Source organism: Roseburia sp. OM04-10BH, from assembly GCF_003462605.1.
GTDB lineage: Bacteria > Bacillota > Clostridia > Lachnospirales > Lachnospiraceae > Roseburia_C > Roseburia_C amylophila.
The window spans coordinates 126,621-152,756 of the sequence record NZ_QTZI01000007.1; the positions used below are offsets into that span (position 1 = coordinate 126,621).

The following is a 26,136-nucleotide window of genomic DNA, read 5'->3' on the forward strand; positions in this document are numbered from 1 at the left end:
TGGTTTTATGAGTATTTATTGTTTTTTTTTACATACTTATAGTCATTAGGCAATACATAGCCATCTTTCGCCTTATAAAGTCGAAAAATCAAGAGACGGAATAAAACTATTCCATCCCTTGATTTATATTATTTTCACAATATTTTTTATTCTTTCCAATCTGCACAGCCCATGTAGTAATTGTAATACACTCGCAAATCTTCTTTTTCAGATTTATCAGTATAATCCTTGTATATACACTTACTTTCCGAATGCATACTAGAACTCTCCAATTTATTTTCTAAATCCCAATTATATATGCTTGCTTCATTCCCACCCAAGACACCTGCTTCATTTATACTCTGTAATTTAGGCAATGCACTACCATGAGTTGTACTCTTATTTCCAGCATATCCAAATTTTTGTTTTACTGCTATACTTCGTCTATAATAATAATCGTAATTATAAAATTTATGATGAGGATTTCCAAACTTGGTTTCTGTAATGGCTGCATACTGCATGTCATATCCTCCACCATTTACATAAATTTGCGCATAATAGATACCCCTATTAGCATTATGATTTCGAATATCTACATGTACGATAAATGTATCTCCATCAACTCTAGTAGCTTCATACCATGCTATATCTGACTGATCTGCTTTTGTCCATACCGGAGTTATAATGGATGTCACAAAACTTGGCACTTGGTCAATCAAAATGTCAAACGTTCCTGTCACGATATCTTTATTCTGAATTAATACATTAAAGGATATCTGTGGGCGTACAATTTCAAAAGTTGTTGTAACGGCACCCTTATAGTCACCTATACCAGTAATCGTTACATATGCTGTTCCAACTGCCATATTATTACGATAAGATAGTTTATAGTCTACATTTTCCTCTAACTTCTTTCTGCCATCCTTTACAACAACTGGTGGTGTCTGTAGATTTCCATTGTAATTTAAGGATGCAACCGTAAGAACCGTACAGTTGTCAATGCTCTTTTCTTTAATTGCAAACGTTACAACTTTCTCACCAGAATATACTCCCATACCGGAAATGATTACCCTGGCAGTTCCCACATTTCTATTGTTACTGTAGCTTACCGTATAATCAACATCTTCTGTTAATACCTTGTTTCCCATCTTAACGACCGGAACCGGCTTATAAGTCTGTCCGGTATACTGCTCTGAAGCAGGGATTCCGGTAACTGTTGCTTTGGATAAGCTGTTGCTGATTTTGAATTTCTTAACAATTGTTCCGGTATAATACTGGGTCAGCGGACGCACAGTAATGGATGCATCGCCTGCCAGCTCATTATTTGCATACGTTGTTTCATAATCTTCATTCAGCGTTAAGGTATTGCCACCACATGCCACATGAATGGATGGGCATACCGGATTTCCGGTATAAAGCTGTTCTGGAACACTGTCAATAATCGCATCTTCCAGACTGGCAACAATATTGAAGTAAACGCGCTTGGTCTCATCATAGTTGCCAAGTCCTTTAATTACTACCCATGACTCTCCTGCCCTTAAGTTGTTGCCATTGACAACCTGATAATCCTTCCCTTCTACCAAAAGCTTTCCGTTGTCATAAATCGTCAGTGCCGGGCGGATGTAATTGCCGGTATACTTCTGATCTGGGATTGCTTCTGCCACAGCATTTCCAATATCATGTTTGGTAATCTTATAGTATACTGTAATGCTGTCTTTGTAGTTACCGCTTTCGGTTGCAGTTACCGTTGCACTTGCGGTTCCGATTGCAGTGTTGTTCTCATAGGTTACTTCATACTGGGAAGAATCAATGGTTAATCCGGTAGAAGTATCTTTTAAAGTAAGTACCGGTTTAATCTCGCTTCCGGTATAATCTACGTTATCGGTTCCGGTAATCTCAATATCTGCAGAAGTAAGTGACTTTCTTGCAATCTGATATGGATATACAGCTGTTCCTACATATCCGGTCTGGTCATTTTCCGTACCAACGATTCCAACATATACTGTTCCAGCATGAATCAGGTCAATGGCACTTGCTTCCGTCGTACAATCTTTATCAATATAGTATTTTACGATGTAATCTTCGTTTTCTGTCAGATAGCTTCCGGTCTTATTGAACTTCACCTGAATGTTCTTCGGCTTGGTATCAAGACCGTTATATACAGTATCGGAAATTCCGGTTACCGTTAAAGTATCATTGGAAAGTAAGGTACCGATGGTAAACTTCTCAATTCGTGTTCCACTGTAGTTACCCTGTCCGGTTACTTTAATCCATGCGGTTCCCACCTGACTGTTATTGGTAGAATATTCATAAGTAAAGTCTGTTCCATTTACCAGTGCTACAATTCCATTTTCCGAATTATCTTTCAGGCTGATATTCGGTGTATAAGTAGTACCCTGAATATAAGGATAGTTCCGGTTTGCCGGGTCAAATCCTGTATCAGAAGCATCGGATAACGCCGCACTGATATTTTCAGAAGAAAGATCCCTTGCCAGAATAGAGAACGGAATTGTCTTGCTTCCGGTATAGTTGGTGGTATCCTTCGGAGTAATCTGAACAAACGGTCCGGAAGTTCCATTTGCATCTTTTACAGCTTCATTATTAAAGTAAGCTGCCGTATAATCCACATTGCGAACCAGCGGTTCTGCACTGGTGGATGTCATGTAAACATTTAATTCCGGTTCATACTTGGTTTTTAACGGTACATACTGTGGATCTTCTATTTTAGAGTATACTAAATCTTCAACATTTTTCTTTAAAATGTTAAACTCTACAGTTGCAGCTCCGGTACAGCTTGCCACACCGTGGATTGCTGCATATGGCGCATTTACCCCGCCAGCGTTCGCTGCATTGATATTATTGCGATACTCATCCACCACATAATCCGTGTCTAACGTAAGGGTCTGTTCTTTGTTATTTTCATCATTAAATGTTAATTTAATTTCAGGTTCCTGCGCCTCGCCATTGTAGGTTACGTCAGCAATTGTCTTGCTTACCGTAGACAAATCACGTTTTGTAATGGTAAATGTCTTAGTCAGTGTTCCCTTGTAATTGCCCTTACCGATTACGGTAATGGTCTCGGTTGCACCTGCCGGTGCACTGGATGGATTATCTGCATCCGTCTGGTAATACACGCTATAGTTTGCCGGGTCAATTACTTCTGAACCGCCAATCTTCTTAATGACCAGAGAATCCGGTTTAATCAGCTTACCGGTATAAACATAGCTGTCCGCAATTCCGGTAATTTCATAATCTTCCATATGAATGGAATCAATGGTAAATGCTTTCGCCTTGGTGGTTCCCATCAGTTTACCGTTTGCTGTTGCCTGAATGACTACACATGGTCCGTTCTCGCCATTTGCTGCTGCAACTGCAGTATTCTTACGATAAGTTACCGTATAATCTTTTCCTTCTTCCAAGGTATCAAAGGTAGAACCGGTTAATGCATATTTCACAACCGGAACCGGTCTGATTTCCTGTCCGGTATAGGAGAATACATCTCCACCTAAGTCAATGCTTAAATCGTCACTGCCCAGATTGTATTTAATCGCAAACTTCGCTGATTTTTCACCACTGAAATAAGTTCCGGTTCCCTCAATCGTTACGGTCGGGTCAGACAGTGAAACAGATTTACCGTTTACAATGCTCTTAATGTTGTAGTCTGTTCCAAGTGCCAAAGTCTTGCCATCACATACTACAGTCATATTTTCAATTGGCTGTGTGGTTGTATTGTATTCGCTTCCAGTATATTTCTGTGCCGGAATCGTAATCTCAGCATCTTCAATTTTACCGGTAATTGCAAAATTCGCAACATAGCTGCCCACCCAGTGATTCTTCTCAATTCCGGTAATGAGTACACTGGCCTGCCCTGGAACAGTATTATTTCTATAAGACACGCTGTAATGTGTTCCCTCTATCAGACGTTCCTGGGTATCGCTGCCTTTTACATACACGGTAACGGTAGGTTTCATTCCGCCGGATGCTGCCTGTGCCTTATCATACTCAATGGTATCATAGCTTAACTTCACTTCAATCTGGTCAGCAGAATTATTCATATCTCCATCATAGTAGAAGTAACTATTCTTGGTTCCCTTAAAGTTACCGGTTCCTTCAATGGTAATATCCTGCTGCCCTACTTTAAATTTATCTACCTGGGTCGGAGTATAGGTATAATCTATGCCAGGCTGCAGTGTATATGAATATTCTCCAATTCCGGACTCATTCGGAAAACTCTGTGTTACTGTGAAATCCGGAATATTCTTTTTAAAAATGTAACTCATTCCCTGCAAAGATACGCCTACACCATCAATACTCTTCCGCTGAATAATAAACTGATTAGAGCCTGCAATCTTATCTGCAGTATAATCTGCACTTTCCAGCACACCGGTGTAATTTCCGATACCCTGGATTCTTACATAAGTTGTTCCTGCATTGGTCTTCTCGGCTGCTGTTGCAACATTCTGGAAATCTGCATCAGAATATACTTCAAACTGATAATCCTTATTCGTTGACAATAAGCTGGAAGAATCTCCATAGCTTACTTTTACGGAAGGAGTCAGTACTTTATTTGCATAAACCGGACTACTTACGTCTACCCGGAGTTTGCTCAACTCGTTGATATCCTTCTGATTAATGGTATAACTTACGGTTGTTGTTCCTGTATAGTTGCTGTTTTCTGCCGCTTTTAAGGTCAGAGTTGCAATTCCCGCATTGATTGCATTTTCACTGCTTTCAATACTGTATTCCTTATCGGTCAGAATATAGCCATTGGTGGTAGGGTACTGTAATACAACACCATCTCCGTCTGCGGTAGTAGAAATTACAACTTTCTGTTCAATTCCATTATATGTATAAGTTCCATTTACCCTTGCATTCAGTTCAGATATATCTTTCTTTGCAATGACTGCATATCCGGAAATATCTCCATAATACTGACCCTTGCCGGATACTACGAAGTAAATCGTCCCCGCATTGATAAATGCCTCATTTGTCTCAGAGCTTACAACATTCTTATGTGCTGCATCACTATAGAAGGAAATGCTATAGGACGACGGATCCGGAATTGCATCCATCATTTTTGTCTCAATTGCCTGAATCATTTCATCCTTATGGGAATTGTGGTTATAGGTTCCACCGGAAATATTAAATGCCGGCACAACGGTCGCAATATTTGCTCCAATAAAGAATGTGGTTGTTGCGGTTCCGGTATAATTCTTACCGTCTACCGCTTTGATTCTGACATATACTTTTCCGGAATTCTTATGTTCTGAAACCTGTTTACATAATTCATCGTCATAATATCCTTCGACTTCATAATCCACACCTGCAACCAGTACACGGTTTCCATCAGATACACTGATACCCGGCTCCACTGCTTCTCCGGTATAACCGCAGTTGCTTGCAGTTACGGTCAGCGTGCTCATGTTCTTTGGTGTGATTTTATAAGAAGTACGGATACTTCCGCCTAAATTAGCATAAGTTCCAAGACCGCTGATTAATACATAATAAGTACCTGCGTCCACCGGCTCTGCAATGACCTTCTTGTATGCAGAATCCGTAAAATAAGTAACCTTAAAGTCTTCGCCCTGTACCAGGCCTTTGGCACCGTTATTATCAGTAATACGGATTGCCGGTACCTGCATGCTGCCATTGTATTCAAAGGTAACCTGTGTCGGATCATAGTTTGCAGAACCTGCAACGATATTACACTCGCATTCATTTAACTTTCTTGGCACAATACTGAAAGTTCCACGGTTCACGCCACCCTCTGCCAGTGCATAATCTCCAGTCAGTCTGATATAAGCCTTTGCATTGTTGGTTCCAATTTCGATGTTATCTTCACAGGAAACCACTTCTACATACTGGCTGTCCAAGGTGACATTTTTACTACCTTCGGTATAATAAACGGTAATATTTGCAGGATCCGGCACAACAGCACTACCGGTATAAGTCTGGTCTGTAATTACAATATCTGTCGGGCTGATGTTCTTTGGCTTAATCATATAAGTATATACTCTTTCGCCTCCGGCATAGTTACTGCCATCCAGACCGGTTATCTTAAGATAATAGGTTGCTGCATGAATCAGTTCCTGTACGCCCGTAGTCTCTTCCTTATCGTCTGCCGGCTTGGTACATTCCGGGTCACGATAAACAGCATAGTCAAAATCCGTTCCTTTTTTCAAAGCATTCCCCTCATCATCGGTTGCTGTCAGGGATAATACTTTGCTCTTGCCGTCAAAGAAGCTGGAATAACTGGTATCTTTATTAATGACACCTGCTTCTGTTCCGTTGATTGCCAGCTTAAAGGTACATTTATCTAAAGATTTTGCTACAATATCAAAATAAATCGGCTCTGCCTTGGTTCCAAGGTCTCCTTCGTAGTAATCCAGTCCGGTTACCTTCACATAATATCTTCCAATAGAAGTCGGTTCAGGTACAGTCTTGGTATACTCCGCATCTTTATAATAAGTAATCTTATATCTGGAATCACTGATGACATCACCGGATGTATTGGAGACGGTAATGTTTGGCACATTTTTCTTGCCATTGTATTCCAGTTCATTTTTATCCAATACTGCTTTGCCAAGCTTGTCATAGATCTCAAAGTTGATAAATGCGTTTCCGGTTAAATTTCCGGTTCCGGTAATAATCAGGTTATTGGTTCCGGTCTGTCCTGCAGTAGTTTCATTTCGGTATGCCACGTTGTAGTTGCCGGCAGGAATCTCAACGCCATTCAACTTCACTACTACCTCATTGGTCATATCCGGTTTACTATTCTTTACATAATAATATTTATCACTCTTTAAGGAAACACTGATGCCTGCTGCACTTAAATCTGCCTTGCCAATCAGGAAATTAAAGGTCTTGCTGCCCCGGTACAGAGAAGAAGAATTCGCTGTTACTGTCATCTTCGCTGTTCCGGCATTGGTATTATCTGCCCAGCTTGTGGTATAGTCAGACGCCTGGATTCCTGCGGAATTCTGACTGTCTACCAGTGTAAATTCCGGTCTCTGTGCGGTTCCGGTATAAGTAGAATCGCTCAGTCCATTGGAAACAGTTACAGAATCTGCTCCAATATTATAGTAAATATTGTAACGGTTCTCTGTAATTGTTCCAGAAAATGTATAGTTACTGCTGCTCTTTAATACAATTTTAAAGGAATGTGTTCCTACTGTGGTATTGCTTCCGGATGTATATTCTACGTTATAATCATCTGCTGAAAGGTTTACCATGGTAGAAGTACCGCTTATGATACCATACACCCCTGTAATCGTCGGTAATACATCACTTCCTGTATAATATACATATCCGTCTTCACCGGTTCCTTCCACCCCTTTATAATTAACACCGATATAGCTTAACTTCTGCTGTGCAATCGTAAAGCTCTTGGTGGTCTGCCATCTGTGGCTGTCTCCGATACCAACGATATCAATATATGCTGTTCCTGCGCTGGTATTATTACGGTAATAAACGGAGTAATCCTCTTTTTCTTTCAAAGTTTCTCCAGCAATCTGGACCGTAACTGCCGGCTTAACCTCCTGTCCGGTATAAGTATAGGTATCATTTCCGGTTGCAGTTGCACCATTTGCATCCGCTCCTAATGTAATGCTTCCATTGCCTGGAAATGCATCCGCCGCCTCTGCCGGTATTGCCGGAAGAACGCCTGCAATCATACAAACACTTAAAACTAATACCAGTATTCTTTTTCCAACATCCTTGTACTTACGCATAGAACCTCTCCTTGTTGCTTGTTGTTTCCTCATCTTTTTATCTTTACTATATTCCTTTTGCTTTTCAGATTCAAGAGTAACCCTTTTTTCTAAAAAAGCGCAGAAAAAGACACTTCTAAACCTTTTATCGACCGGAAGTTACTTTTTCTTTATATTTTCCAGCGGATTTTTTCATTTTTTAGAAAATCTTTTTCAGAAAATTAACACTTGACATTTTATACTACCACTGTTACCATTACAAACTGAAAACAAAACATTGCTTTGCTAGGGGCGCCTTTGGCTGAGAAACGTATCTGCGTTGACCCTTATTACTTGAACCGGATAATACCGGCGTAAGGAAGCACATAGTTCAACCTCCTGGCAGAGTATCATCTTTAAGGAGGATTTTTTATGTCAATTTTTGCAACATACGACGGCTCATCTTACCAGCTTACCACCGCAGGTTTTACAGCCCTCGTTATCATCATGATTGCCATTCTTCTGATTGGCTGTGCTATCTTCGGTGGAAAGAAGAAATTCAGTGCAAAGCAGCTTGCATTTTCAGCTATGGCAATTGCCCTTGCCATGGTAACTTCCATGATTAAACTTTTCGATATGCCAATGGGCGGTTCCGTTACTTTACTGAGCATGTTATTCATCGTTCTGATTGGTTACTGGTACGGTCTGGGTGCCGGCTTAACCGCAGCTTTTGCTTACGGAATTCTGCAGTTAGTCGTTGACCCTTACATCATCAGTGTTCCACAGATGTTAGTGGACTACCTCTTCGCCTTTGGTGCATTAGGCCTTTCCGGACTTTTCAGCAAATCCAAACATGGACTTATCAAAGGTTATATCGCTGGTGTATTAGGTCGATACTTCTTCGCATTCCTTTCCGGCTGGATTTTCTTCGGCATGTATGCTCCGGAAGAATTCCCGAATGCAGTGGTATACTCTCTTGCTTACAACGGTGCATACCTTGGTGCAGAAGCACTTATTACATTAATCATTATCTGTCTGCCACCAGTCCAGAAGGCATTGAATGCCGTTAAGAATATGGCAAATTCATAATATGATTCTGTCCAAAAAGAGCGTCTTTTCTAATTAGGAAAGAACGCTCTTTTTGATTACGCGAGTAGCGAGAAAAATCGCATGCTTGCATGCAGATTTGACGAGCACCGCGATAACTCGAGAAACTCGCAAAGCGTGTTTCTCGTAGTTGCATTTCTGTATTTTCTTAATTTGTCATTAATTACATCTGAATCCAGCCAAAAGCATTTGCTATGGAACTGATTAAAATAATCGCTGCAAAGATCGGACAAAGGTATTTTATCATCACTGTAAATATCTTTTTCCTGCGGAACGGGCTGCCGCCCCGGGTTACTTCTTCTTCAATCCGCTGCACTCCCACCACTCTTGATACCAGAAGGCAGGTTGCAATAGCCGCAATCGGCATCATCACGGAGTTCGTCAGGAAATCAAAGAAATCAAGAATCTGCATTCCGATAATTTTTACGTTCGCCAATGGTCCATATCCCAGTGTGGAAAGACTTCCCAGAAGAAGCATTACAATGCCGACAATTACCGTTGCTTTCCGTCTTTCCCAGCCCAGTTCATCTTCAAAAGTCGATACTGCACTTTCCGTTAATGCAATAGAACTTGTTATTGCTGCAAACAGCACCAGTACAAAAAACAAAATTCCGACTCCGGTTCCAAGTCCCATGCTGTCAAATACTTTTGGAATCGTAATAAACATCAATGATGGCCCCGCCTGCAGTGTTTCCGGATTTCCACCGGAAAATGCAAAGACTGCCGGAATAATCATCAGCCCTGCCATCATGGCAATCGCTGTATCGAAGATTTCCACGTTCTTCGTGGACTCCTCAATAGAAACTTCCTTCTTCATATAAGAACCAAAAGTAATGAGAATTCCCATGGCAATGGACAGGGAATAAAACATCTGTCCCATGGCTGTTACTACCGTCATCCATGAAAAATTTTCAAGATTTGGAATCAGAAAATATTTAACTCCTTTTAATGCTCCCGGTCTGCTTACGGAATAAACCGTTATTAATATAGAAAGAACAACCAGCACCGGCATCATAAATCTGGATACCCGCTCAATACCATTCCGGACGCCGGCAAAGATAATCCCCAACGTAAATACCGCAAAAAAAGCAAAGCAGATTTCTGTGGAAAGCCCGCTGGAAATGAAATTGGAAAAATATCCATCCGATGCAAGTTTACTGCCATTTCCCCTGATATATTCCACCAGATATTTCATTACCCAGCCGCCAATTACAGAATAATATGGCACGATTAAAACCGGAATAATCGCATTTATCCAGCCACCGAAAGAGAGCCAGCGGGATTTTCCAAAGGTATGATATGCTCCCACCGGGCTCTTCTTCGTCATTCTTCCGATAGAAGTCTCCGCCATAATCATCGTATATCCAAAAGTCAGTGCAAGTATAATATAAATCAGCAGAAAGATTCCTCCCCCATACTTTGCCGCAAGATATGGGAATCTCCATATGTTTCCCAGTCCAACAGAAGCGCCTGCTGCTGATAATACAAACCCTATCTTCCCCGAAAATGTACTTCTTTTCTCATTCTGTGTCTTCATTTTGTTTTTTCTCCTAAACTCATAATTTCCATGACGCAAAGTTATAGAAATCATAACACAGTCTCATAGTTCCTGCAATATTCTTTCCTTTTTATCATGCTACCCCTTATTTCCCCCTATATTTCTGCATTATATATCCATATATTTCATTTGTTTTTACAGTGCATTTCCATGTTTTTTCTTTGTTTTTGCACAATTTGTGTTTTTTCACAAATTTTTCACAATTTTATTAGCACTCACCTCTTGACAGTGCTAATAATTGGTGCTATAACGTAGTCAGAACAAAGGAGAGGAACAAAAAAAAGAGTTCCTAAAACATCCCGGTTCCAAAGAAACAAGGTAAACAAGCATAAAATGATTTATTAAAAAAGGAGAGATGACTTATGTTGATGCCTAGTATTTTTGGAGAGAATTTATTTGATGACTTCTTTGAGGATTTTCCATGGATGGACGATAACATGGATATGAAAAAGACTGAGAAAAAACTTTACGGTCGTAGAGCCGCACGTCTGATGAAGACAGATATAAAGGAGCAGGACAATGGTTACGAACTGGTCATTGATTTACCTGGATTTAAGAAAGACGAAGTAAGTGCTTCCTTAGAGAACGGTTACCTGACCATCAGTGCCGCCAAAGGCTTGGATGAGGAAGATAAAGATAAGAAATCCGGCAAGTACATCCGTAAGGAACGTTATTCCGGAGCCTGCAGCCGAAGCTTTTATGTTGGCGATGCCGTTACCGAAGAAGATATCAAGGGCGAATTTAAACACGGTATCTTAAAACTCTTCGTTCCGAAGAAAGAAGCAAAACCTGCAGTAGAAGACCACAAATATATTGCAATTGAAGGATAATTTCAGACATTGTATTTCAGATATCTGATGATGTAAAAGAAAGGAAGCATGTTATTATGTCAGATAAAAATCCAAAACATCCATTAAAGAAGAAGAAAGTAAAAGCTAAAATTAATGTAGCCGACCATGAGGCTGTTGAAGAAGCCAGAGAAGCTCACAGAAATAAAAAACATTATTATTAATTACAACAATTATTTTCAGGAGGAATGACTTATGTTAGTACCAAGTATTTTTTCAAACAACTTTGTAGATGATATATTTGATGATGTATTTCCATTTGGAGCTTACAATGCTCCTGCAACAGACAACCGTGCTGCCATGAACACTGACGTTAAGGAATTTGACGACAGATATGAACTGGAATTTGAACTTCCAGGTTTTAAGAAAGAAGATATCCAGGCTGAGCTGAAAGACGGATACCTCATCGTCAATGCCAAACACCAGGACAATAAGGACGAAAAAGACAAAGATGGCAAATATATCCGTAAAGAACGTTACTATGGCTCTTACCAGCGTAGTTTCTATGTCGGAGATGGCGTTACTCAGGATGACATCAAAGGTGGTTTTGAAAATGGTATCCTGACTCTGACCGTTCCGAAGAAAGAAGTAAAACCTGCTGTGGAAGAAAAGAAATATATTTCCATTGAGGGATAATACCAGGATAATTAAAAGGAAAAAGGGGCGGTGTGAGTATTCACACCGCCTCTCCTTTTTATGTGAGAAACACGCTTTGCGTGTTTCTCGTAGTTTAGCTGACATTACTTTATCGTCGATGCCCGCTGTCTGATATTCTTATTAAAATTAATCACATTGTGATTATATTCTTCATCCATCAACTCGGAATGAATCATAAAATCTGCAGTTGCCTTATTATTTGCAATCGGGATGTCATATACCTGTGCAATACGAAGCAGCGCTTTTACATCCGGGTCATGAGGTGCTGCAGTAAGCGGATCTGAAAAGAAAATCACGAAATCTACTTTTCCCTCTACTATCTTAGCACCAATCTGCTGGTCTCCGCCCAGCGGACCGCTGTTATAGCCTTTTACCGGCAGTCCCGTCTGGTCTGTAATCATTTTTGCCGTTGTTCCGGTTCCACAAAGGAAATGCTTCTTTAAAATTTCTGCATTGTCTTTGCACCACTGGATCAGTTCTGCTTTCTTTCCATCATGGGCAATCAATGCAATATTTTTCTGTTTTCCGATTGTCAAAGTAAGAAAATCCGGTTCCATACTCATATTGTGTCTTCTCCTTTATTGTATTATTTTCCAACCATTTCATTTATCAAGTGAAAATCAACTCCTGATAAACAATTGCAGCTCGCCAATCACGCTTATATGTTGACTTGCTTACGCTCATTATAACATGATAGGATGATTCCAGACAATGTTTGGGGTAGAAATCTTCATATAAAAAACGAGCACACCTAACAGTGTACTCGTTTTTTTCGTCGATGCGACAGGATTTGAACCTGCGACCTCTGCGTCCCGAACGCAGCGCTCTACCAAGCTGAGCCACGCATCGTTATTTAATTCTTTCACACGCTCAACTATATTAGCATATATCACATTTTTTGTCCAGTAATATTTTTATTTTCTTTTCTACTTAATCGTTTTATGTTATACTTAAGTCAATCATAAGAACGGCTTTTACAATGCCGAAGCAACTTTTTTTACCAGAGAAAGGCACATTATGGAGAACAACCAGAGACCAACAATTGCAATTATGTTAGGTGACACCCAGTCCAGCTACTCAGAAGACTTACTTCGAGGCTTCTATACCTGTGCCAGAGAAGAAGATATCAATATTATTTTTCTGATGGGACCTCAGATGCCACAATATTGTAAAGATATTTTATCCTGCAGTTTTGATGGAGACTATAATTATCAGTTTGATACGATTTATGATTATGTGCATTTTACCAGACCGGATGCACTCATTATTACCTATGGTTCTCTTTCTATTTTTAAAAGTAACCAGGTAAAGACAGACTTTCTTTCCCATTATAAAGATATTCCATTTCTGATGTTAGAGGACACACCGGACGATCCTGACATTCCATATCTGATTGCTGACAACTACAACGGTATGCGGCAATGTATCGAGCATCTTGTGAATGTCCATGGCTATCGTAAGATTGCTTTTGTAGCAGGACCAGCTAACAACAAAGACTCCAATGAACGGTTGAAAGCCTACCGCGATGTTATGGTGGAACATCAGCTTCCGGTCACGGATGATATGGTCGTCTATGGCAACTACTCAGAGCTTGTCACCGAGCAGGTGGAATATATCCTAGACCACAACCCGGAATTAGAGGCAATTGCTTTTGCAAATGATAATATGGCAAAGGCAGGATACCGCGTCTGTGCTGCAAGAGACCTTTTGGTGGGACATGACATTGCCATTACCGGTTTTGACGACATTGACCACGCAAAAACCATGGAGCCACCACTGACCAGTGTTTCCCACAGCAGCTTCCAGTTCAGCTACCAGGCATTACAGAATGCGCTTATGCTCTGTCAGGGAAAGAAGCCACAATCCTGCCGGATGTCAGCCATTTTTCACCAGAGAAGCTCCTGCGGCTGCCAGCTGCACACCGGCTTTACCACACTGCGTCATATCAGCATGGAGCAACTGCACGATTTTATACACCAGCAGGTCGATGCTATGGCTGAGGAATTATTCTCTTCCATTTCATACGAAAAAGATCGTAATTACTATACCGAAGTTCTACATGCATATTTTGAAAATATATATGAAGAAATCTTTATCCGGAAGGGAACTGACTTCTCCAACGAGCCTCTGATTCGTTATCTGAGAAAGCTTACTGCATATCCCCATATTTCCGGAGAAATGCTCCTAGAGCAACTTACTTCATTACTCCGTACACTGATTAACTTCTCGGAGGAAGAACTGCTGCAGACACAGCTTTCCGGCATTTTATCCTTTACCCAGCAATACGTTCATTCTGCGGATGTCTTCCAGCTAGAAAAAGAAATCATGGATTCTAACCGGAAAGCCTGGTTTGTACCTTCCTTTACAAGAGATTTGATTAACTCCGGTGCCAATTTCAAAGAAACGATTACACATATCATGGAGCGGCTGCATCTGATGAATGTCAAAAGTTCCTTCTTTTTCTTCTTTGACAAACCGGTCATTCATCAGGAAAATGAGCTTGCAGAGTATCCGGACGAAATCTATCTGGCAGCATATTACCATGATGAAAAATCAGTCTACCATGAACCGGGCAAACGTCCAAAAGTAACGACTGCCAATGGATTTTCCAGTTTTCTTCCAAAGGAACACAGCCACTGCTATACATCATTTATCCTCTTTTCCGGAGATGAACAGTTCGGTCTGCTGCTTTGCGAAGTGGAACAGAAAGATATTTCCTTTATGCAGATTTGCAGCCTCCAGATTGGTGCACTCCTGCATTTTATCCAGTTAAATGCCAGCGAACGCCAGATTCAGAAAGAATTGCAGGATTCCATGAAAGTCATTCAGGAGCAGAACAGCATCTTAAGTTATATCTCTGAATATGACGATTTAAGCCAGCTTTTGAACCGCCGTGGATTTATGGAACGGGCATCCCATGCAATTGAATCCAATTCCGGCAAAAAAGCTTATCTTCTTTTTGGTGACTTGGATCACTTAAAGGAAATCAACGACTGCTTCTCCCATCTTGCCGGGGATTTTGCGTTACGCACAGTATCCGAGCGGTTGCGAAAATGCCTGCCAAAGGATGCCATTACTGCAAGACTGGGCGGTGACGAATTTGTTTCCTTTATTTTAACCGATATACCGGATTTCAAGGAGCAGCTTTTAAAGAATCTGAAAGCAGAGAGCGATGCTTTTAATGCCGTATGCGATAAACCTTTTTATGTAGAAATCTCTGTCGGCATCTACGACTTCTACTGTAATCCGCAGATGGACTTAACAGACATTCTCAAGCACTCTGATGCAATCCTCTACGAGGAGAAAGCAAAACGTCGCAGCAGCATCAAGAAAGTCTGATTTCGTATCATCCTTCCGAAGGAAAGAATATATATGACATATATAAATGCCGGATGGTAAACCACCCGGCATTCTTTCATTATTCGTCCATTCCCCATTTGTCTTTCATGTACTCTTTTCCGAATCCAGAGCCAATATTTTCATTGATTCTGCGTCCGAAACAGGCATAAAATCCAATAACGGCTGCAAATATAATAATTCCAATTAAAATAACCATAGCAAACACCCTCCCTGCGTCACTTTGTTTTTCAAAGTATAACACAAGTATTTTGTAATGTCACTTGTCTTTTTCAGAATGCCACGAGTCTTCCTTCATAAGAAGACAGTTCTATATTTTTTTCCTGCAGCTCCTGTATTTCTGCCGAAGTAAGTTCCACTTTGTCAGGGCCTGTATTCAGCACTACCAGCACCCGGTCTTCTTCATAGCAGCGGGAAAATGCATAAACACCGGTAACATCATTACAATAGATGGTGCGATAATTTCCCCTGCGTAATGCCGGATGCTCTCTCCGAAGTGCTATCCACTCCTTGAATTTTCCGATTAAATTATCCTGATACGGCAATAAAGACTGTGGTTCAGTTTCATCTGATTGTCCGGATGCTCTCTGCCAGTCCATGGCTGCCCTGTATTCTGATTCTTCCGTACCATCAATATATACCTCATCCCCATAAAATACCGATGGCACGCCCACTCCCATAAAGAGATAGAAAAATGCCAGCTCCATTCTCTTTCTATTTCCATTGCAATAGCTTAAAAATCTCGGAATATCATGGGAATCCAGAAAATTCATCTGTGCCAGGCTCACCTGCCATGGGTAGCGGTAAATCATCTGCTGCATCTGGGCATCAAATTCACTGACCGAAAGTTCTCCCTTTCCAAAAAAATCCCGGCACAGATAAGAAAAAGTATAATTCATCGTAGAATCAAACTGGTCTCCCTGAAGCCAGATGCCTGCTTCTTCCCAGATTTCGCCTATTAGAAATATATCCTCTTTTACCGCTCTCACCGCATGGCGGAAGGCTCTCCAGAATTCATGATTGATTTCATTTGCCACATCCAAGCGCCAGCCGTCAATATCTGCTTCCCGAATCCAGTAAGTTCCAACATTGCAAAGGTACTCCACCACTTCAGGATTTCCGGTATTAAGCTTTGGCATTTCCTTTACATAGGCAAACGCCTCATAATTCGGCGGATCAGCGTACTGTATCGTTTCCGGCAGGTGATAAAACCAGTTATAATATCTTGATGCTTTTCCCTTCTGCCGCACATCCCGAAATGCAAAGAAATCTGCTCCACAATGATTAAATACACCATCTAAAATAACCCGGATTCCTCTCTTGTGGCACTGCTGCACCAGTTCTTTTAAATCCGCTTTATTTCCAAGACAGGGGTCGATTTCAAAATAGTCAATGGTATCATATTTATGATAAGACGCTGCTTCAAAAATCGGATTCAGATAAATGCAGTTAATTCCAAGCTTTTCGATATAGTCAAGGTTTTCACAAATTCCTTTCAGTGTACCACCCAGATGATTCTTACAAATCCGGTCCGGTAAAATTTTTCCATTGCTGTCGCTTTTTTCATCCGGCAAAAGCATATGCCTTGTTGCTTTTTCCGTCAGTTCCCGTCTGTCATTTGCAAAACTGTCCGGGAAAATATGATACATAACAATGTCTTCTGCCCACTCCGGGATATCTAAAATATCCTCTCTTCTAATATATGGAAACTGAAAATATTCTGCCCTGCCACAGGACAGTTTCTCTGCAAATCCTCTTCCATAATAATAAAGGCTTTCTATATCGTCCTCTAACCGGAAATAATAGCATACCCTGGTATATGGAGACGTAATCTTAACTTCATAATAATCATAAAGCATATCGGATGCCACATGTTCCATTTCACTTTGTTTCACCGGAAGTGGCTCTTCCATTGCCACCCGGTCTCCCCAAAGCAGCACGCACCGTTTTAAATCGCCCTTTTTACAACGGATTCTTATTACCAGCCGGTCTTCTTTTTCTGCAAAAGCAAATTGTGACAGTGGAATATGCAAAATTGCTTCTTTTTCCATTTTATTTCTATCCTTTCACACCACCTGCAGTAAGACCGGATACCATATACTTTTGTATACAGAAGAAAATAATCAGCACCGGAACAGATACCAGGATAGCGGCTGCGGAGAACATTCCCCAGCTTCTGGTGTAATCGTTGGACTGTAACTGATATAATCCACCTGCCAGTGTATAACTGTTTTCATTCAGTAGAAATGTTGTGGAAAACAGATATTCATTCCATACAAAAATAAGTACCATCACAGAAGTTACAATGATTGCCGGACGAGCCAGCGGCATTACTACCTTCCACAGCAGCTGGAAATCCGATGCACCGTCAATTTTCGATGCTTCTTCGATTTCTATCGGAATGGTATCAAAATACCCCTTCATATTCCAGATAGAGAAAATGCACATGCTTCCCGCATAAATAATCACCAGTCCCAGTTTCGTATCCAGCATATTCATCTGTTTTAAAAGACGGAATAATGCAAACATGGACAAAATCTGCGGGAATGCATTTAAGAGAAGCAGTAATTTTAAAATGCCATTTCTTCCCTTAAAACGGTATCTTGAAAATGCATAAGATGACACCATGGCAAATCCGATAGCAATGACCATTGTAAAGAAGCTTAATACGGCAGAGTTATAAAACCACCGCAAAAACGGCTTCTGCGTCAGTATATTTTTATAATTATCCAGTGTAAATTCCTTTGGAAACAAAGATAATCCGGAGGACAATGCTCCACTTCCCCTTTCAAAGGAAAGATTCAACGCATATAAAATCGGTACCAGTGCCAGCAGACACAGTATAATATAAAAAATATGTAATCCGCTAAGCTGTAAAATCTGTTTTCTCTTTTTCTTAGTCATAATTTTCCTCCTTTACCCCTCGATTGGTAAACAGCGAAAATACCATGATGAGGAAAAAGATAATAATGGATACCGCAGAGGACAGCCCATAGTTATTTGAAACAAACGCATTCTGCTGTGCATAAGTAATTACGGTCTGTAAGGTTGCCCCTGAATATGCTCCCTTCTGCATCGTAAGAAGATATACGATATCAAACTGCTTAAATGTGGTAAATGTCGTCATAATAACCGCCGGTGCAATAATTCCTTTCATTGCCGGAACGGTAATATGGATGTTCTTTGACCAGAAACCTGCTCCATCCAGTTCTGCGCTTTCATAATAGCTGCGGTCAATGCTGGACAGTGCACCGTCTATCATCATAATCATAAACGGCAATGCCATCCACAGGTTTAAGGTCATGCAGGAGAGAAATGCCGGCACATTGGTGGAAAGGAAATTTACCTTTCCAAAGCCAAGTGCCACCAGAATCTTATTCAGAAGACCAAACTCTGTGTTATAAATGCCTACCCTCCACAAAAGTATGGACACATATGCAGGCATCGCCCACGGGAACATCAAAAGAGTCTTGTATACACGTTTTCCCTTTAAATCTTCTCTTTGAAATCCCAATGCAATAAAATATGCCACAACTACCTGTATCACCATATTTAATGTGGTCCAAAGTAATGTTGTAAACAGTGCTCCAAGGAAACCGGAGTCTGCCTTTAATAATGCCCTGCTATAGTTGGATAGTCCGATAAATTCATAATTTGACCAGTGAAAAAGATTCATATTGGTCAGTGATATATAGCCCGTATAAATAATCGGGAATACAATAACCATTCCAATCAATATCAGTGCCGGCATACTGTAAAGCCATGGTGTTAATTTCCGTTTGTTCTTCATATACACACTTCTCTTCCTAATTTTCCTCTTTATTGCTTCTAAACAAACTCCTGCTTACTGCATATCTGCAATGGCATCCAATGCCTCCTGCTGATAAGTCTCTGCTGCAGTGTCAATATCCTCCCCGGATTTGTTGACTGCTGCCAAAAATTCTTCTGTTGGTCCCCACATAACGCTCATCTGTGGAATGTTTGGCATAGGCTGTGCAGTTTCTGCAGTTGCTTTCATTGCCATAATCATCTCATTTGCAGCAACATCTGCGTCATCATATGCTTTGCTGTTTGCCGGTGCACAGTTTGATTTATTCGCCAATGCAATACCTACTTCCGGGCTTGCAATTGTCTCTAATACTTTTGCAATTGCTTCTTTCTTATTTTCTGCTGCATATTTTAAGACACCAATGCTCTGTACACCTGAATATGGTGCCAGTCCGTTTCCATTCGGGAGTTTAAAATCCGCTAAGGATTTAATACCAAGGTCAATGCCCGCTGCCTTGATTCCGGATACCAGCCATGGTCCACCAATAATTGCTGCTGCCTGGCCTTCATTGAATAATGCAGTTACTGTGTTGTAATCTCCATCTGCCTCCAATGCTGCAAATTTCTGATTGTATGCGATAGCATCCTTGGTTTCCTGTGTATTTAATCCCGGATTTGCATCTTTATCAATAATATATCCACCAAAACCATTGATTACCGGTGCCACATTGTATGCGGTAGAATGCTGATTTACCAGCGCATAAGTTCCTGCATCCACATCGGTATGTGCTACCATATAATCATACAGTTCATCTGTTGTTTCCGGCACATCGCCTTCCCATTTTGCCTTATTATACATAAAGAGCAATGTCTCATAATAAACCGGCATCAGGTACTGGGTATCCTTATAATTACCTGCTTCTACGGTCATCGGTAATAAATCCGCCATTACATCCTCACTGATAACATCCGTAATCGGAGCTAAAATCCCCATTTCTGCAAATGTTCCCAATGAATCATGTGCATAAAGATACATATCCGGTCCGTTGGATTCATCATTTCCATATAACTGAAGCTGGTCGGTCAGACCGCTCTTCTTTTCAAAGGTAACCTTGATATTATCCTCTGCCAGTTTCTCATTCGCACAATCCGCAATGGTCTGCATGATATTCTCATCCCCATCATGCCAGATTTTTACCTCTGTCATTTCATCCTCTGCATCATTTCCAAGTACTTCTGTAGTCTTTCCTTCGTCATTTCCTGTTTCTTTTCCACAACCGGATAATGCGCCGATTGTCATTGCGGTACAGAGCAACAGACTCAACACCCTTTTCTTCATAAAAATACCTCCGTTTTCCGGTTTCTTTAGGAAACCGTTTTCTTTATTTTCTTTTTTTCATGCAATTGGTTCCTCTTGCTAAGTCTATATTTATCACTTTTTTCCTTTGTTTACAATGTTTATTTGTCAAAAACGATTGACTTTGTTAGGAAACCGCTATACTATATTTGTAAATTTATACATTTTTTCAGGAGGTATTTTATGTCTGTTACCATCAATGATGTTGCCAATGAAGCCGGTGTTTCCAAATCCACTGTTTCTAAAGTTTTAAATCACTGGACCACCATATCCCCAGCCACTGTGGAAAAGGTTCATGCAGCAATTGAAAAGCTTCATTATACCCCTAACTCCCGGGCTGTAAGCTTTGCAAAAGGTGCTACTTCCAATATTGTCTATCTTACCAATCTGGAGAAAGATACTGCTTATCGGAATCCGCATATGTTTGACATTATGTGCGGCGTACACCATACCTTGTCCGAAAACAACTATTCCCTGACGCTTGTCAACACTTCTGAAGAACGCTATCCCGGAGAAAAAGTCAACGAAGTTATCACAAGCGGTTCCTCCGATGGTCTTATCATCCACGGCTCTGCCATTAATAAAGAAATTGCAAATCTTATTCTGGATGCAGGCTTTCCACACATTATCATTGGGCATCCGAGTTTTGAAAGCCGCTTGTGCTGGGTAGATACCAACCACGCCCTTGCCGGTGAATATGCCGCTGCCCACATGATAGCCTGTGGTTATACAGATGTCGCCTTTATCGGAGAGCGCAAAACTGATTATATTTCCGCCCAGCGTCAAAAAGGATTTATGGCAGGCATGTTAGACAGAGGCTTTCACATTCCGGCTGCCCGTATCGGAAATACCGATTCCAGCTGCCAGCACGCTTATTCTGTTACTTCTGATATGCTGACACAGCCTGTACCGCCTCGCGCTATTGTATGTGAAAATAACACCCTCGCATTAGGTGTCATCCAGGCAGTCAAAGACCGGCAGCTTTCCATCCCGGATGACGTTGCCATACTTACCTTTGACGTCTACCCATATTCCAGCATCATCGACCCACATCTTACCATTGTAGACATCAATGTCTATGATACCGGTGTGCAGGCAGGCTCCATGATGATCCGTAAGCTTCAGAACCCGGAACTTCTTATCCAAAGCTATACAACGCTTCCTGTTATCATCCAGGGAGAAAGCACCAGACCACTGACATAAAAAATACCCCTGTCAATCTGACAGGGGCTTGTTCCCTTTTGCGCTCATTATATGATAATTAATGATAAGCCAATCAGCTTATCATTAACTTTCATTGCTCACTATTTCATTTTCATAATGATATCTCTTGCAACGGCTTCTTCCACCGGTGTGGCAAATACGCCTTCCTCAAACTCTACGATTCCACCGATTCCTTTCTCTACAACGAAACGGAGTTTTCCGTCCCGGACTTTCTTATCCGTATATAATTTCTTAACCAGGGCTTCCCGGTCAATGTATTCCGGAATCTCTACCGGCAGCTTCGCTTTCTCTAACAGATTCTTTACTGCTGTTTTTTCTTCTTCTGTCATGTAACCAAGTCGGTGTGCCAGTTCTGTCATAGCTACCATTCCAATGGAAAGTGCTTCTCCATGAAGCAGTCTGTAGTCACTGACTGTCTCAATGGCACGTCCTACCGTATGTCCCAGATTCAAGATTTCTCTTAAGCCCTGCTCCTTTTCATCCTTCATTACCACAGCATATTTAATCTGGCAGTTCTTCTTTGCGATGTATTCACAGGCTTCTCTGTCTCCCGCAAAAATATCTTCCATATGTTTTTCCAGGAATTCAAACATTTCCTTATCTGCCATACAGGCATGCTTGATTGTCTCTGCCATACCACTGGATAACTGTCGCTGTGGCAGTGTTTTCCATGCTGCAATGTCAAGATATACTTTCTCCGGCTGGTTAAAAAGTCCAATCAGATTCGTTGCCAGTGGTGTGTCTACTGCGGTTTTTCCACCAACAGATGCATCTGCCGCCGCCAAAAGTGTCGTAGCATAGTTAATGAATGGCACTCCTCTGCCATAGGTTCCTGCCAGAAATCCAGACAAATCGGTTACCACACCACCACCAACGGCGATGATGCAGCAGTCTCTCCGGAAACCTGCCTCTAACATGGCATCTTCTACTTCTTCTTTCGTCTTTCTGGTCTTGCTGGTCTCTCCTGCCGCAAAGACAAATTCTTTTGCCTGATATCCTGCTTCCTGCAACAATGTTACAATGTGGTCTGCATAAAGTTCCTTTACAGTACTATCAGTAATTACTGCAAATTTCTTAATCTTTCCAACCAGACCGTTTTTTAAATCTTCTATTAACCGGTTCTCAAGCTGGTAGCCAATCTCGATTTCGTAACTGTCATCAACTACCTTCTTTAATTCTACCTGAAATACGCTCATGTTTTCTCCGTTCTATTCTGTGTCTTGTAAATCTGCGTCTGTCTCAGATTTTTATTTCGTTTATTATACTATTTTGCTCTTTTCTCTGCAACCACCGAAACTCTAATCGAAAGAAATTCCCAGTTTGCGAAATATCCTATTTCATGCCAGATGTTCCTCTATGTATGTAATATATGGCTTCTTATTTACCTTATCCTGATTTGCCACATACCAGTCATAAGCTTCTTTTAACCCATCCGCCAATGGCTTTGTTTCTTTCATAAGTGCAAGCTGTTTCGCAACGTCCAGTGCATATTCATAATTATAAAAGCTGAAATAATTACGCTGCTCTTCCTCCGCTGTAACTTCCACAAACTCTGCCTGCTTTCCTGCCGCCTGATAGCACAGAGTTACCCAGTCACGAATGGATATGCTTTCTTTATTTCCAACATTGAAAATATGCTGCTCCGGTTGTTTTTCCACCAGAATATCTATAAATCTACACAAATCCTCCACATGAAAAAATTGCAGCTTCATGCCGCCCTCCTGTGGCAGATAAAATTTCCGGTTTTCCAATGCACAGTCAAATACAAAGGCTTCCCGGTATACATTATTCATCGGTCCATATAAATAAGGCGGTCTAAGGATATATGCCTTCGAATTTCTCTGCATCAGTGCTGCCTCAGCCGCTATTTTATTTGTTCCATATGCACCCCAGTGCACATTTTCTGCAAGCTGTATTTCTTCCGTAAATGGTGCCGGCGCATATTCCGGATATACGGCACTTGAACTTATAAGAACATAATCTTCGTAGCTTTCCAATGCATTCAGCAAATCCGCTGCATCTTCCCCGGTATATGCCGTATCAACCACCAGGTCAAAATGCAGTCCCTGCAGTGCATCACCGATCGCATGCCGGTCTGCCTGAATCAGTTTTACAGCCGCCGACTGCGGTTTGGTGTTTCGATTTAACACATAAACCTCATCACCTTTTGCCACATAATGCTCTGCAATAAACCGACTCACAAATACAGTGCCACCAGTTACCAAGATTTTTCTCATACTTGTCCTCCTTGTGCATGGGTTTCTATGAAATTTTTATTATTCCCGCTCTATTGTTAAAACCATACATTCTTTAGATTCGGTAAATCCGCAGGCATGATACAAGGCTCTGCCACTCTCCGTTGTATCCAGAATCAGTTCTGTCACGCCACGCAATTTGGCTTCATTTATCAGAAGTTCCATCATATGGTGGGCAATCCCCTGTCCACGATAGTCCTTCTTTGTATATACATTCATAATATGTCCACGTTTTCCGGTAGGATGGGCAAATGTCGGCATGACCTCAATATAGCTGACCGACGCACAGCCAACTACTTTTCTTCCATCCATTGCCAGAATTGTCGTCTGATTACCATCTTCAAAATACAGTCTGCTGCTGTCGACCAGATTATCCGGAAATGTATAATCCTCTGACAAATCATTTACTTCCCGCAGCATCTCCAGCCGGGTACTCATCAGATTCTCCATATCTCTTCGTGACGCATTCATATATGTTATCATAATCATTCCTCCAGGTCGCATTTTTTCTGTCTTCTTCGTACAGCAGTATCATATCACAGAACGGAGGAAATAATACTTAATTTTTTATGATTCTTTGATTTCCATATAAAATGTCACATTCTTACAATCATATCCTACGAACTTCAGTCGATTTTTTCCCTCTTTCAACTGAATAGAATAGGTAGTCAGTTCATTCACTTCAGAATCCGGCGTACATTCCACCACCGTTGACACATTTCCATCCTCATCAATCTGCACCAGCTTTGCTTTTCCTTCATCCAGCGTAAACACAAGCGTTATATCTACCCACGTCGCGCTGCTGCAATTCGCTTCCCAGAGTGTCTCCCTGCCATCAAATTTTCCAACGGTGTATGTCACATTATTTCCATAATTATTCAATACACTATTTGTTTTAGCATACCGGTCCCCACCCTCTGCTATCTGAATATCTGAATCGTACTGCTCTTTTGCAAATTTATTATTACAGCCAGTAAGCAATAGCCCCATAACTAAAATACATACTATGCCAAATCTTTTCATTTTCCCTGTAATCTTGTTTTTCATTCTATTTTTAATCTTCCTTTTCATTTACACTTCCTTTGCGTTCTCTCTTCTTTTCCGTTCACTCTTCCTCTTCATTCACTCTTCTCTATCACCGATTGCATGAACAACGCAGGCAAATCCCGCAACCATCGAAAATAAAATAGCTCCTCCCATTGAATTGTCCAAAAAAGCCCCCATAAAGAAACCTACAATTCCCGCAAGTACCATAATACAAACTGCATCCACTGCTTTAAATTTTCTCATAAAAATACCTCCGTTTTTTGCGCTCTTCTTGTTTTTAACTTCTATTTACCCACAACAATTTACATATCATATTATACTTATTATTGTTTCGCATGTATATAGCTTATCTTTAGCTTTCTTTTATGAATTACTTTTTGACTTTCTTTTTTTAATGAAATAAAGACGAAGGGGTTCAAAAATGCCCTTGAAGATGGGGTGAAGATGAATATTTAGGCTTACTTAGCACTACTTCCGATTACTCACAAAAATGGCGGAAATACTATATTTATCAGTATTTCCGCCATTTTTAACTAATGAGACATCGGGGATTCGAACCCCGGACAACTTGATTAAAAGTCAAGTGCTCTACCAACTGAGCTAATATCCCATTTCTCAGGTTTTCTGAGAATGCCCAGTTCCGGAATCGAACCAGAGACACGAGGATTTTCAGTCCTCTGCTCTACCAACTGAGCTAACTGGGCAAGAGTTGCGGGAACAGGATTTGAACCTGTGACCTTCGGGTTATGAGCCCGACGAGCTTCCAGACTGCTCCATCCCGCGTTATTCAATTATCTTCTAAAAAGAAGAATGGGCAGAGGTGGATTCGAACCACCGAAGCAATTTGCAGCAGATTTACAGTCTGTCCCCTTTGGCCACTCGGGAATCTGCCCATTTCTATACAATATAAAATTGTATAAAGCCGATGATCGGACTCGAACCGATAACCTGCTGATTACAAATCAGCTGCTCTGCCAATTGAGCCACATCGGCATATCTTGCGCTACACTTATAACTACAAGAAAAGTGGGACCTACAGGGCTCGAACCTGTGACCCTCTGCTTGTAAGGCAGATGCTCTCCCAGCTGAGCTAAGATCCCATTTGAAACGACCCAAGCGGGACTCGAACCCGCGACCTCCGCCGTGACAGGGCGGCGCTCTAACCAACTGAGCCATTAGGCCTTAAAGGTACATACCTTCAAAACTTCATACAGATTGTTTCCGAGTTGCTTTGGTCAAGCCCTCGACCGATTAGTAACAGTCAGCTCCACACGTTACCGTGCTTCCACCT

At 41.1% G+C, this 26,136-nt stretch carries 19 protein-coding genes, 8 tRNA genes and 1 riboswitch; of the genes, 6 read left to right on the forward strand and 21 right to left on the reverse strand.

Annotated features, from left to right (window positions below; translation table 11 throughout):
* Window positions 1–146 precede the first annotated feature (146 nt).
* Window positions 147–7,709 carry a GBS Bsp-like repeat-containing protein gene (locus tag DXB43_RS09035; protein ID WP_158567211.1) on the reverse strand — a complete coding sequence of 2,521 codons (7,563 nt, stop codon included), beginning with the start codon at window positions 7,707–7,709 and terminating at the stop codon, window positions 147–149.
* 256 nt (window positions 7,710–7,965) lie between these two features.
* Window positions 7,966–8,065: riboswitch (TPP riboswitch) on the forward strand.
* Between the two features lie 34 nt (window positions 8,066–8,099).
* On the opposite strand from DXB43_RS09035, the gene thiT reads away from it, so the two are divergent.
* Complete coding sequence (thiT, locus tag DXB43_RS09040; RefSeq protein WP_117698327.1) at window positions 8,100–8,756, forward strand: energy-coupled thiamine transporter ThiT; 657 nt, start codon at window positions 8,100–8,102, stop codon at window positions 8,754–8,756.
* Window positions 8,757–8,937: 181 nt separating this feature from the next.
* Here thiT and DXB43_RS09045 read toward each other — a convergent pair whose 3' ends face one another.
* Window positions 8,938–10,311 (reverse strand): sodium-dependent transporter, encoded by a 1,374-nt coding sequence (locus tag DXB43_RS09045; protein WP_117947392.1) that lies wholly within the window; start codon window positions 10,309–10,311, stop codon window positions 8,938–8,940.
* Between the two features lie 383 nt (window positions 10,312–10,694).
* Between DXB43_RS09045 and DXB43_RS09050 the strand changes: the two genes are divergently transcribed.
* Genes DXB43_RS09050 through DXB43_RS09055 form a run of 3 tightly spaced genes read left to right on the forward strand, consistent with a single transcriptional unit; the run spans window position 10,695 to window position 11,816 of the window.
* Complete coding sequence (locus DXB43_RS09050; protein ID WP_022242810.1) at window positions 10,695–11,162, forward strand: Hsp20/alpha crystallin family protein; 468 nt, start codon at window positions 10,695–10,697, stop codon at window positions 11,160–11,162.
* A gap of 56 nt (window positions 11,163–11,218) precedes the next feature.
* Window positions 11,219–11,344 (forward strand): hypothetical protein, encoded by a 126-nt coding sequence (locus DXB43_RS15645; protein ID WP_255415056.1) that lies wholly within the window; start codon window positions 11,219–11,221, stop codon window positions 11,342–11,344.
* A 31-nt stretch (window positions 11,345–11,375) separates the two neighbouring features.
* Complete coding sequence (locus DXB43_RS09055; RefSeq protein ID WP_117947393.1) at window positions 11,376–11,816, forward strand: Hsp20/alpha crystallin family protein; 441 nt, start codon at window positions 11,376–11,378, stop codon at window positions 11,814–11,816.
* Between the two features lie 104 nt (window positions 11,817–11,920).
* On the opposite strand, the gene DXB43_RS09060 is transcribed toward DXB43_RS09055, so the two are convergent.
* Together DXB43_RS09060 and DXB43_RS09065 are read right to left on the reverse strand one after the other, a co-directional pair.
* Complete coding sequence (locus tag DXB43_RS09060) at window positions 11,921–12,394, reverse strand: methylglyoxal synthase (RefSeq protein WP_117947404.1); 474 nt, start codon at window positions 12,392–12,394, stop codon at window positions 11,921–11,923.
* 218 nt (window positions 12,395–12,612) lie between these two features.
* A tRNA-Pro gene (locus tag DXB43_RS09065) sits at window positions 12,613–12,686 on the reverse strand.
* A gap of 168 nt (window positions 12,687–12,854) precedes the next feature.
* Here DXB43_RS09065 and DXB43_RS09070 point away from each other — a divergent pair.
* Window positions 12,855–15,176, forward strand: coding sequence for a GGDEF domain-containing protein (locus tag DXB43_RS09070; RefSeq protein ID WP_117947394.1), 2,322 nt, complete (start codon window positions 12,855–12,857; stop codon window positions 15,174–15,176).
* A gap of 79 nt (window positions 15,177–15,255) precedes the next feature.
* On the opposite strand, the gene DXB43_RS15120 is transcribed toward DXB43_RS09070, so the two are convergent.
* The 5 genes from DXB43_RS15120 to DXB43_RS09090 all read right to left on the reverse strand — a co-directional run bounded on the left by DXB43_RS15120 (window position 15,256) and on the right by DXB43_RS09090 (window position 20,301).
* Complete coding sequence (locus tag DXB43_RS15120) at window positions 15,256–15,393, reverse strand: hypothetical protein (protein WP_158561817.1); 138 nt, start codon at window positions 15,391–15,393, stop codon at window positions 15,256–15,258.
* A gap of 73 nt (window positions 15,394–15,466) precedes the next feature.
* Entirely contained in the window at window positions 15,467–17,245 is a 1,779-nt protein-coding gene (locus DXB43_RS09075) for a glycoside hydrolase family 13 protein (protein ID WP_117947395.1), read from the reverse strand.
* 7 nt (window positions 17,246–17,252) lie between these two features.
* The gene (locus tag DXB43_RS09080) at window positions 17,253–18,098 is read right to left on the reverse strand and encodes a sugar ABC transporter permease (protein ID WP_022242817.1); all 846 of its coding nucleotides are present in this window, start codon (window positions 18,096–18,098) and stop codon (window positions 17,253–17,255) included.
* Window positions 18,091–18,984 carry a carbohydrate ABC transporter permease gene (locus DXB43_RS09085; RefSeq protein WP_117842335.1) on the reverse strand — a complete coding sequence of 298 codons (894 nt, stop codon included), beginning with the start codon at window positions 18,982–18,984 and terminating at the stop codon, window positions 18,091–18,093. The genes DXB43_RS09080 and DXB43_RS09085 overlap by 8 nt, the downstream gene beginning before the upstream one ends.
* 54 nt (window positions 18,985–19,038) lie before the next feature.
* Window positions 19,039–20,301: an extracellular solute-binding protein gene (locus DXB43_RS09090; protein WP_117947396.1), complete on the reverse strand. Its 1,263-nt coding sequence runs from the start codon at window positions 20,299–20,301 to the stop codon at window positions 19,039–19,041.
* A gap of 201 nt (window positions 20,302–20,502) precedes the next feature.
* On the opposite strand from DXB43_RS09090, the gene DXB43_RS09095 reads away from it, so the two are divergent.
* Window positions 20,503–21,522, forward strand: coding sequence for a LacI family DNA-binding transcriptional regulator (locus tag DXB43_RS09095; RefSeq protein ID WP_117947397.1), 1,020 nt, complete (start codon window positions 20,503–20,505; stop codon window positions 21,520–21,522).
* Between the two features lie 101 nt (window positions 21,523–21,623).
* On the opposite strand, the gene aroB is transcribed toward DXB43_RS09095, so the two are convergent.
* The 12 genes from aroB to DXB43_RS09150 form a co-directional block, all read right to left on the reverse strand.
* Entirely contained in the window at window positions 21,624–22,739 is a 1,116-nt protein-coding gene (gene aroB, locus DXB43_RS09100; RefSeq protein ID WP_117947398.1) for a 3-dehydroquinate synthase, read from the reverse strand.
* Between the two features lie 141 nt (window positions 22,740–22,880).
* On the reverse strand, window positions 22,881–23,780 hold the full coding sequence (locus tag DXB43_RS09105) for an NAD-dependent epimerase/dehydratase family protein (RefSeq protein WP_117947399.1): 900 nt from the start codon (window positions 23,778–23,780) through the stop codon (window positions 22,881–22,883).
* 39 nt (window positions 23,781–23,819) lie between these two features.
* The gene (locus tag DXB43_RS09110) at window positions 23,820–24,281 is read right to left on the reverse strand and encodes a GNAT family N-acetyltransferase (RefSeq protein WP_117842333.1); all 462 of its coding nucleotides are present in this window, start codon (window positions 24,279–24,281) and stop codon (window positions 23,820–23,822) included.
* 84 nt (window positions 24,282–24,365) lie between these two features.
* The gene (locus tag DXB43_RS09115; protein WP_147326032.1) at window positions 24,366–24,845 is read right to left on the reverse strand and encodes a hypothetical protein; all 480 of its coding nucleotides are present in this window, start codon (window positions 24,843–24,845) and stop codon (window positions 24,366–24,368) included.
* Window positions 24,846–24,920: 75 nt separating this feature from the next.
* Window positions 24,921–25,088 (reverse strand): hypothetical protein, encoded by a 168-nt coding sequence (locus DXB43_RS15300; protein ID WP_022242825.1) that lies wholly within the window; start codon window positions 25,086–25,088, stop codon window positions 24,921–24,923.
* Between the two features lie 294 nt (window positions 25,089–25,382).
* A tRNA-Lys gene (locus DXB43_RS09120) sits at window positions 25,383–25,455 on the reverse strand.
* Window positions 25,456–25,476: 21 nt separating this feature from the next.
* Window positions 25,477–25,549 (reverse strand) — tRNA-Phe (locus DXB43_RS09125).
* A gap of 5 nt (window positions 25,550–25,554) precedes the next feature.
* Window positions 25,555–25,628, reverse strand: a tRNA-Met gene (locus DXB43_RS09130).
* A gap of 28 nt (window positions 25,629–25,656) precedes the next feature.
* Window positions 25,657–25,738 (reverse strand) — tRNA-Tyr (locus DXB43_RS09135).
* A 27-nt stretch (window positions 25,739–25,765) separates the two neighbouring features.
* Window positions 25,766–25,838 (reverse strand) — tRNA-Thr (locus DXB43_RS09140).
* Between the two features lie 34 nt (window positions 25,839–25,872).
* Window positions 25,873–25,945 (reverse strand) — tRNA-Val (locus DXB43_RS09145).
* Between the two features lie 8 nt (window positions 25,946–25,953).
* Window positions 25,954–26,027 (reverse strand) — tRNA-Asp (locus tag DXB43_RS09150).
* Between the last annotated feature and the right edge of the window lie 109 nt (window positions 26,028–26,136).

Coding starts and splice junctions, on each gene's coding strand:
- DXB43_RS09035 (WP_158567211.1), bottom strand. CDS start 7,709: ATGCGTAAGTACAAGGATGTTGGAAAAAGAATACTGGTATTAGTTTTA.
- thiT (WP_117698327.1), top strand. CDS start 8,100: ATGTCAATTTTTGCAACATACGACGGCTCATCTTACCAGCTTACCACC.
- DXB43_RS09045 (WP_117947392.1), bottom strand. CDS start 10,311: ATGAAGACACAGAATGAGAAAAGAAGTACATTTTCGGGGAAGATAGGG.
- DXB43_RS09050 (WP_022242810.1), top strand. CDS start 10,695: ATGTTGATGCCTAGTATTTTTGGAGAGAATTTATTTGATGACTTCTTT.
- DXB43_RS15645 (WP_255415056.1), top strand. CDS start 11,219: ATGTCAGATAAAAATCCAAAACATCCATTAAAGAAGAAGAAAGTAAAA.
- DXB43_RS09055 (WP_117947393.1), top strand. CDS start 11,376: ATGTTAGTACCAAGTATTTTTTCAAACAACTTTGTAGATGATATATTT.
- DXB43_RS09060 (WP_117947404.1), bottom strand. CDS start 12,394: ATGGAACCGGATTTTCTTACTTTGACAATCGGAAAACAGAAAAATATT.
- DXB43_RS09070 (WP_117947394.1), top strand. CDS start 12,855: ATGGAGAACAACCAGAGACCAACAATTGCAATTATGTTAGGTGACACC.
- DXB43_RS15120 (WP_158561817.1), bottom strand. CDS start 15,393: ATGGTTATTTTAATTGGAATTATTATATTTGCAGCCGTTATTGGATTT.
- DXB43_RS09075 (WP_117947395.1), bottom strand. CDS start 17,245: ATGGAAAAAGAAGCAATTTTGCATATTCCACTGTCACAATTTGCTTTT.
- DXB43_RS09080 (WP_022242817.1), bottom strand. CDS start 18,098: ATGACTAAGAAAAAGAGAAAACAGATTTTACAGCTTAGCGGATTACAT.
- DXB43_RS09085 (WP_117842335.1), bottom strand. CDS start 18,984: ATGAAGAACAAACGGAAATTAACACCATGGCTTTACAGTATGCCGGCA.
- DXB43_RS09090 (WP_117947396.1), bottom strand. CDS start 20,301: ATGAAGAAAAGGGTGTTGAGTCTGTTGCTCTGTACCGCAATGACAATC.
- DXB43_RS09095 (WP_117947397.1), top strand. CDS start 20,503: ATGTCTGTTACCATCAATGATGTTGCCAATGAAGCCGGTGTTTCCAAA.
- aroB (WP_117947398.1), bottom strand. CDS start 22,739: ATGAGCGTATTTCAGGTAGAATTAAAGAAGGTAGTTGATGACAGTTAC.
- DXB43_RS09105 (WP_117947399.1), bottom strand. CDS start 23,780: ATGAGAAAAATCTTGGTAACTGGTGGCACTGTATTTGTGAGTCGGTTT.
- DXB43_RS09110 (WP_117842333.1), bottom strand. CDS start 24,281: ATGATAACATATATGAATGCGTCACGAAGAGATATGGAGAATCTGATG.
- DXB43_RS09115 (WP_147326032.1), bottom strand. CDS start 24,845: ATGAAAAACAAGATTACAGGGAAAATGAAAAGATTTGGCATAGTATGT.
- DXB43_RS15300 (WP_022242825.1), bottom strand. CDS start 25,088: ATGAGAAAATTTAAAGCAGTGGATGCAGTTTGTATTATGGTACTTGCG.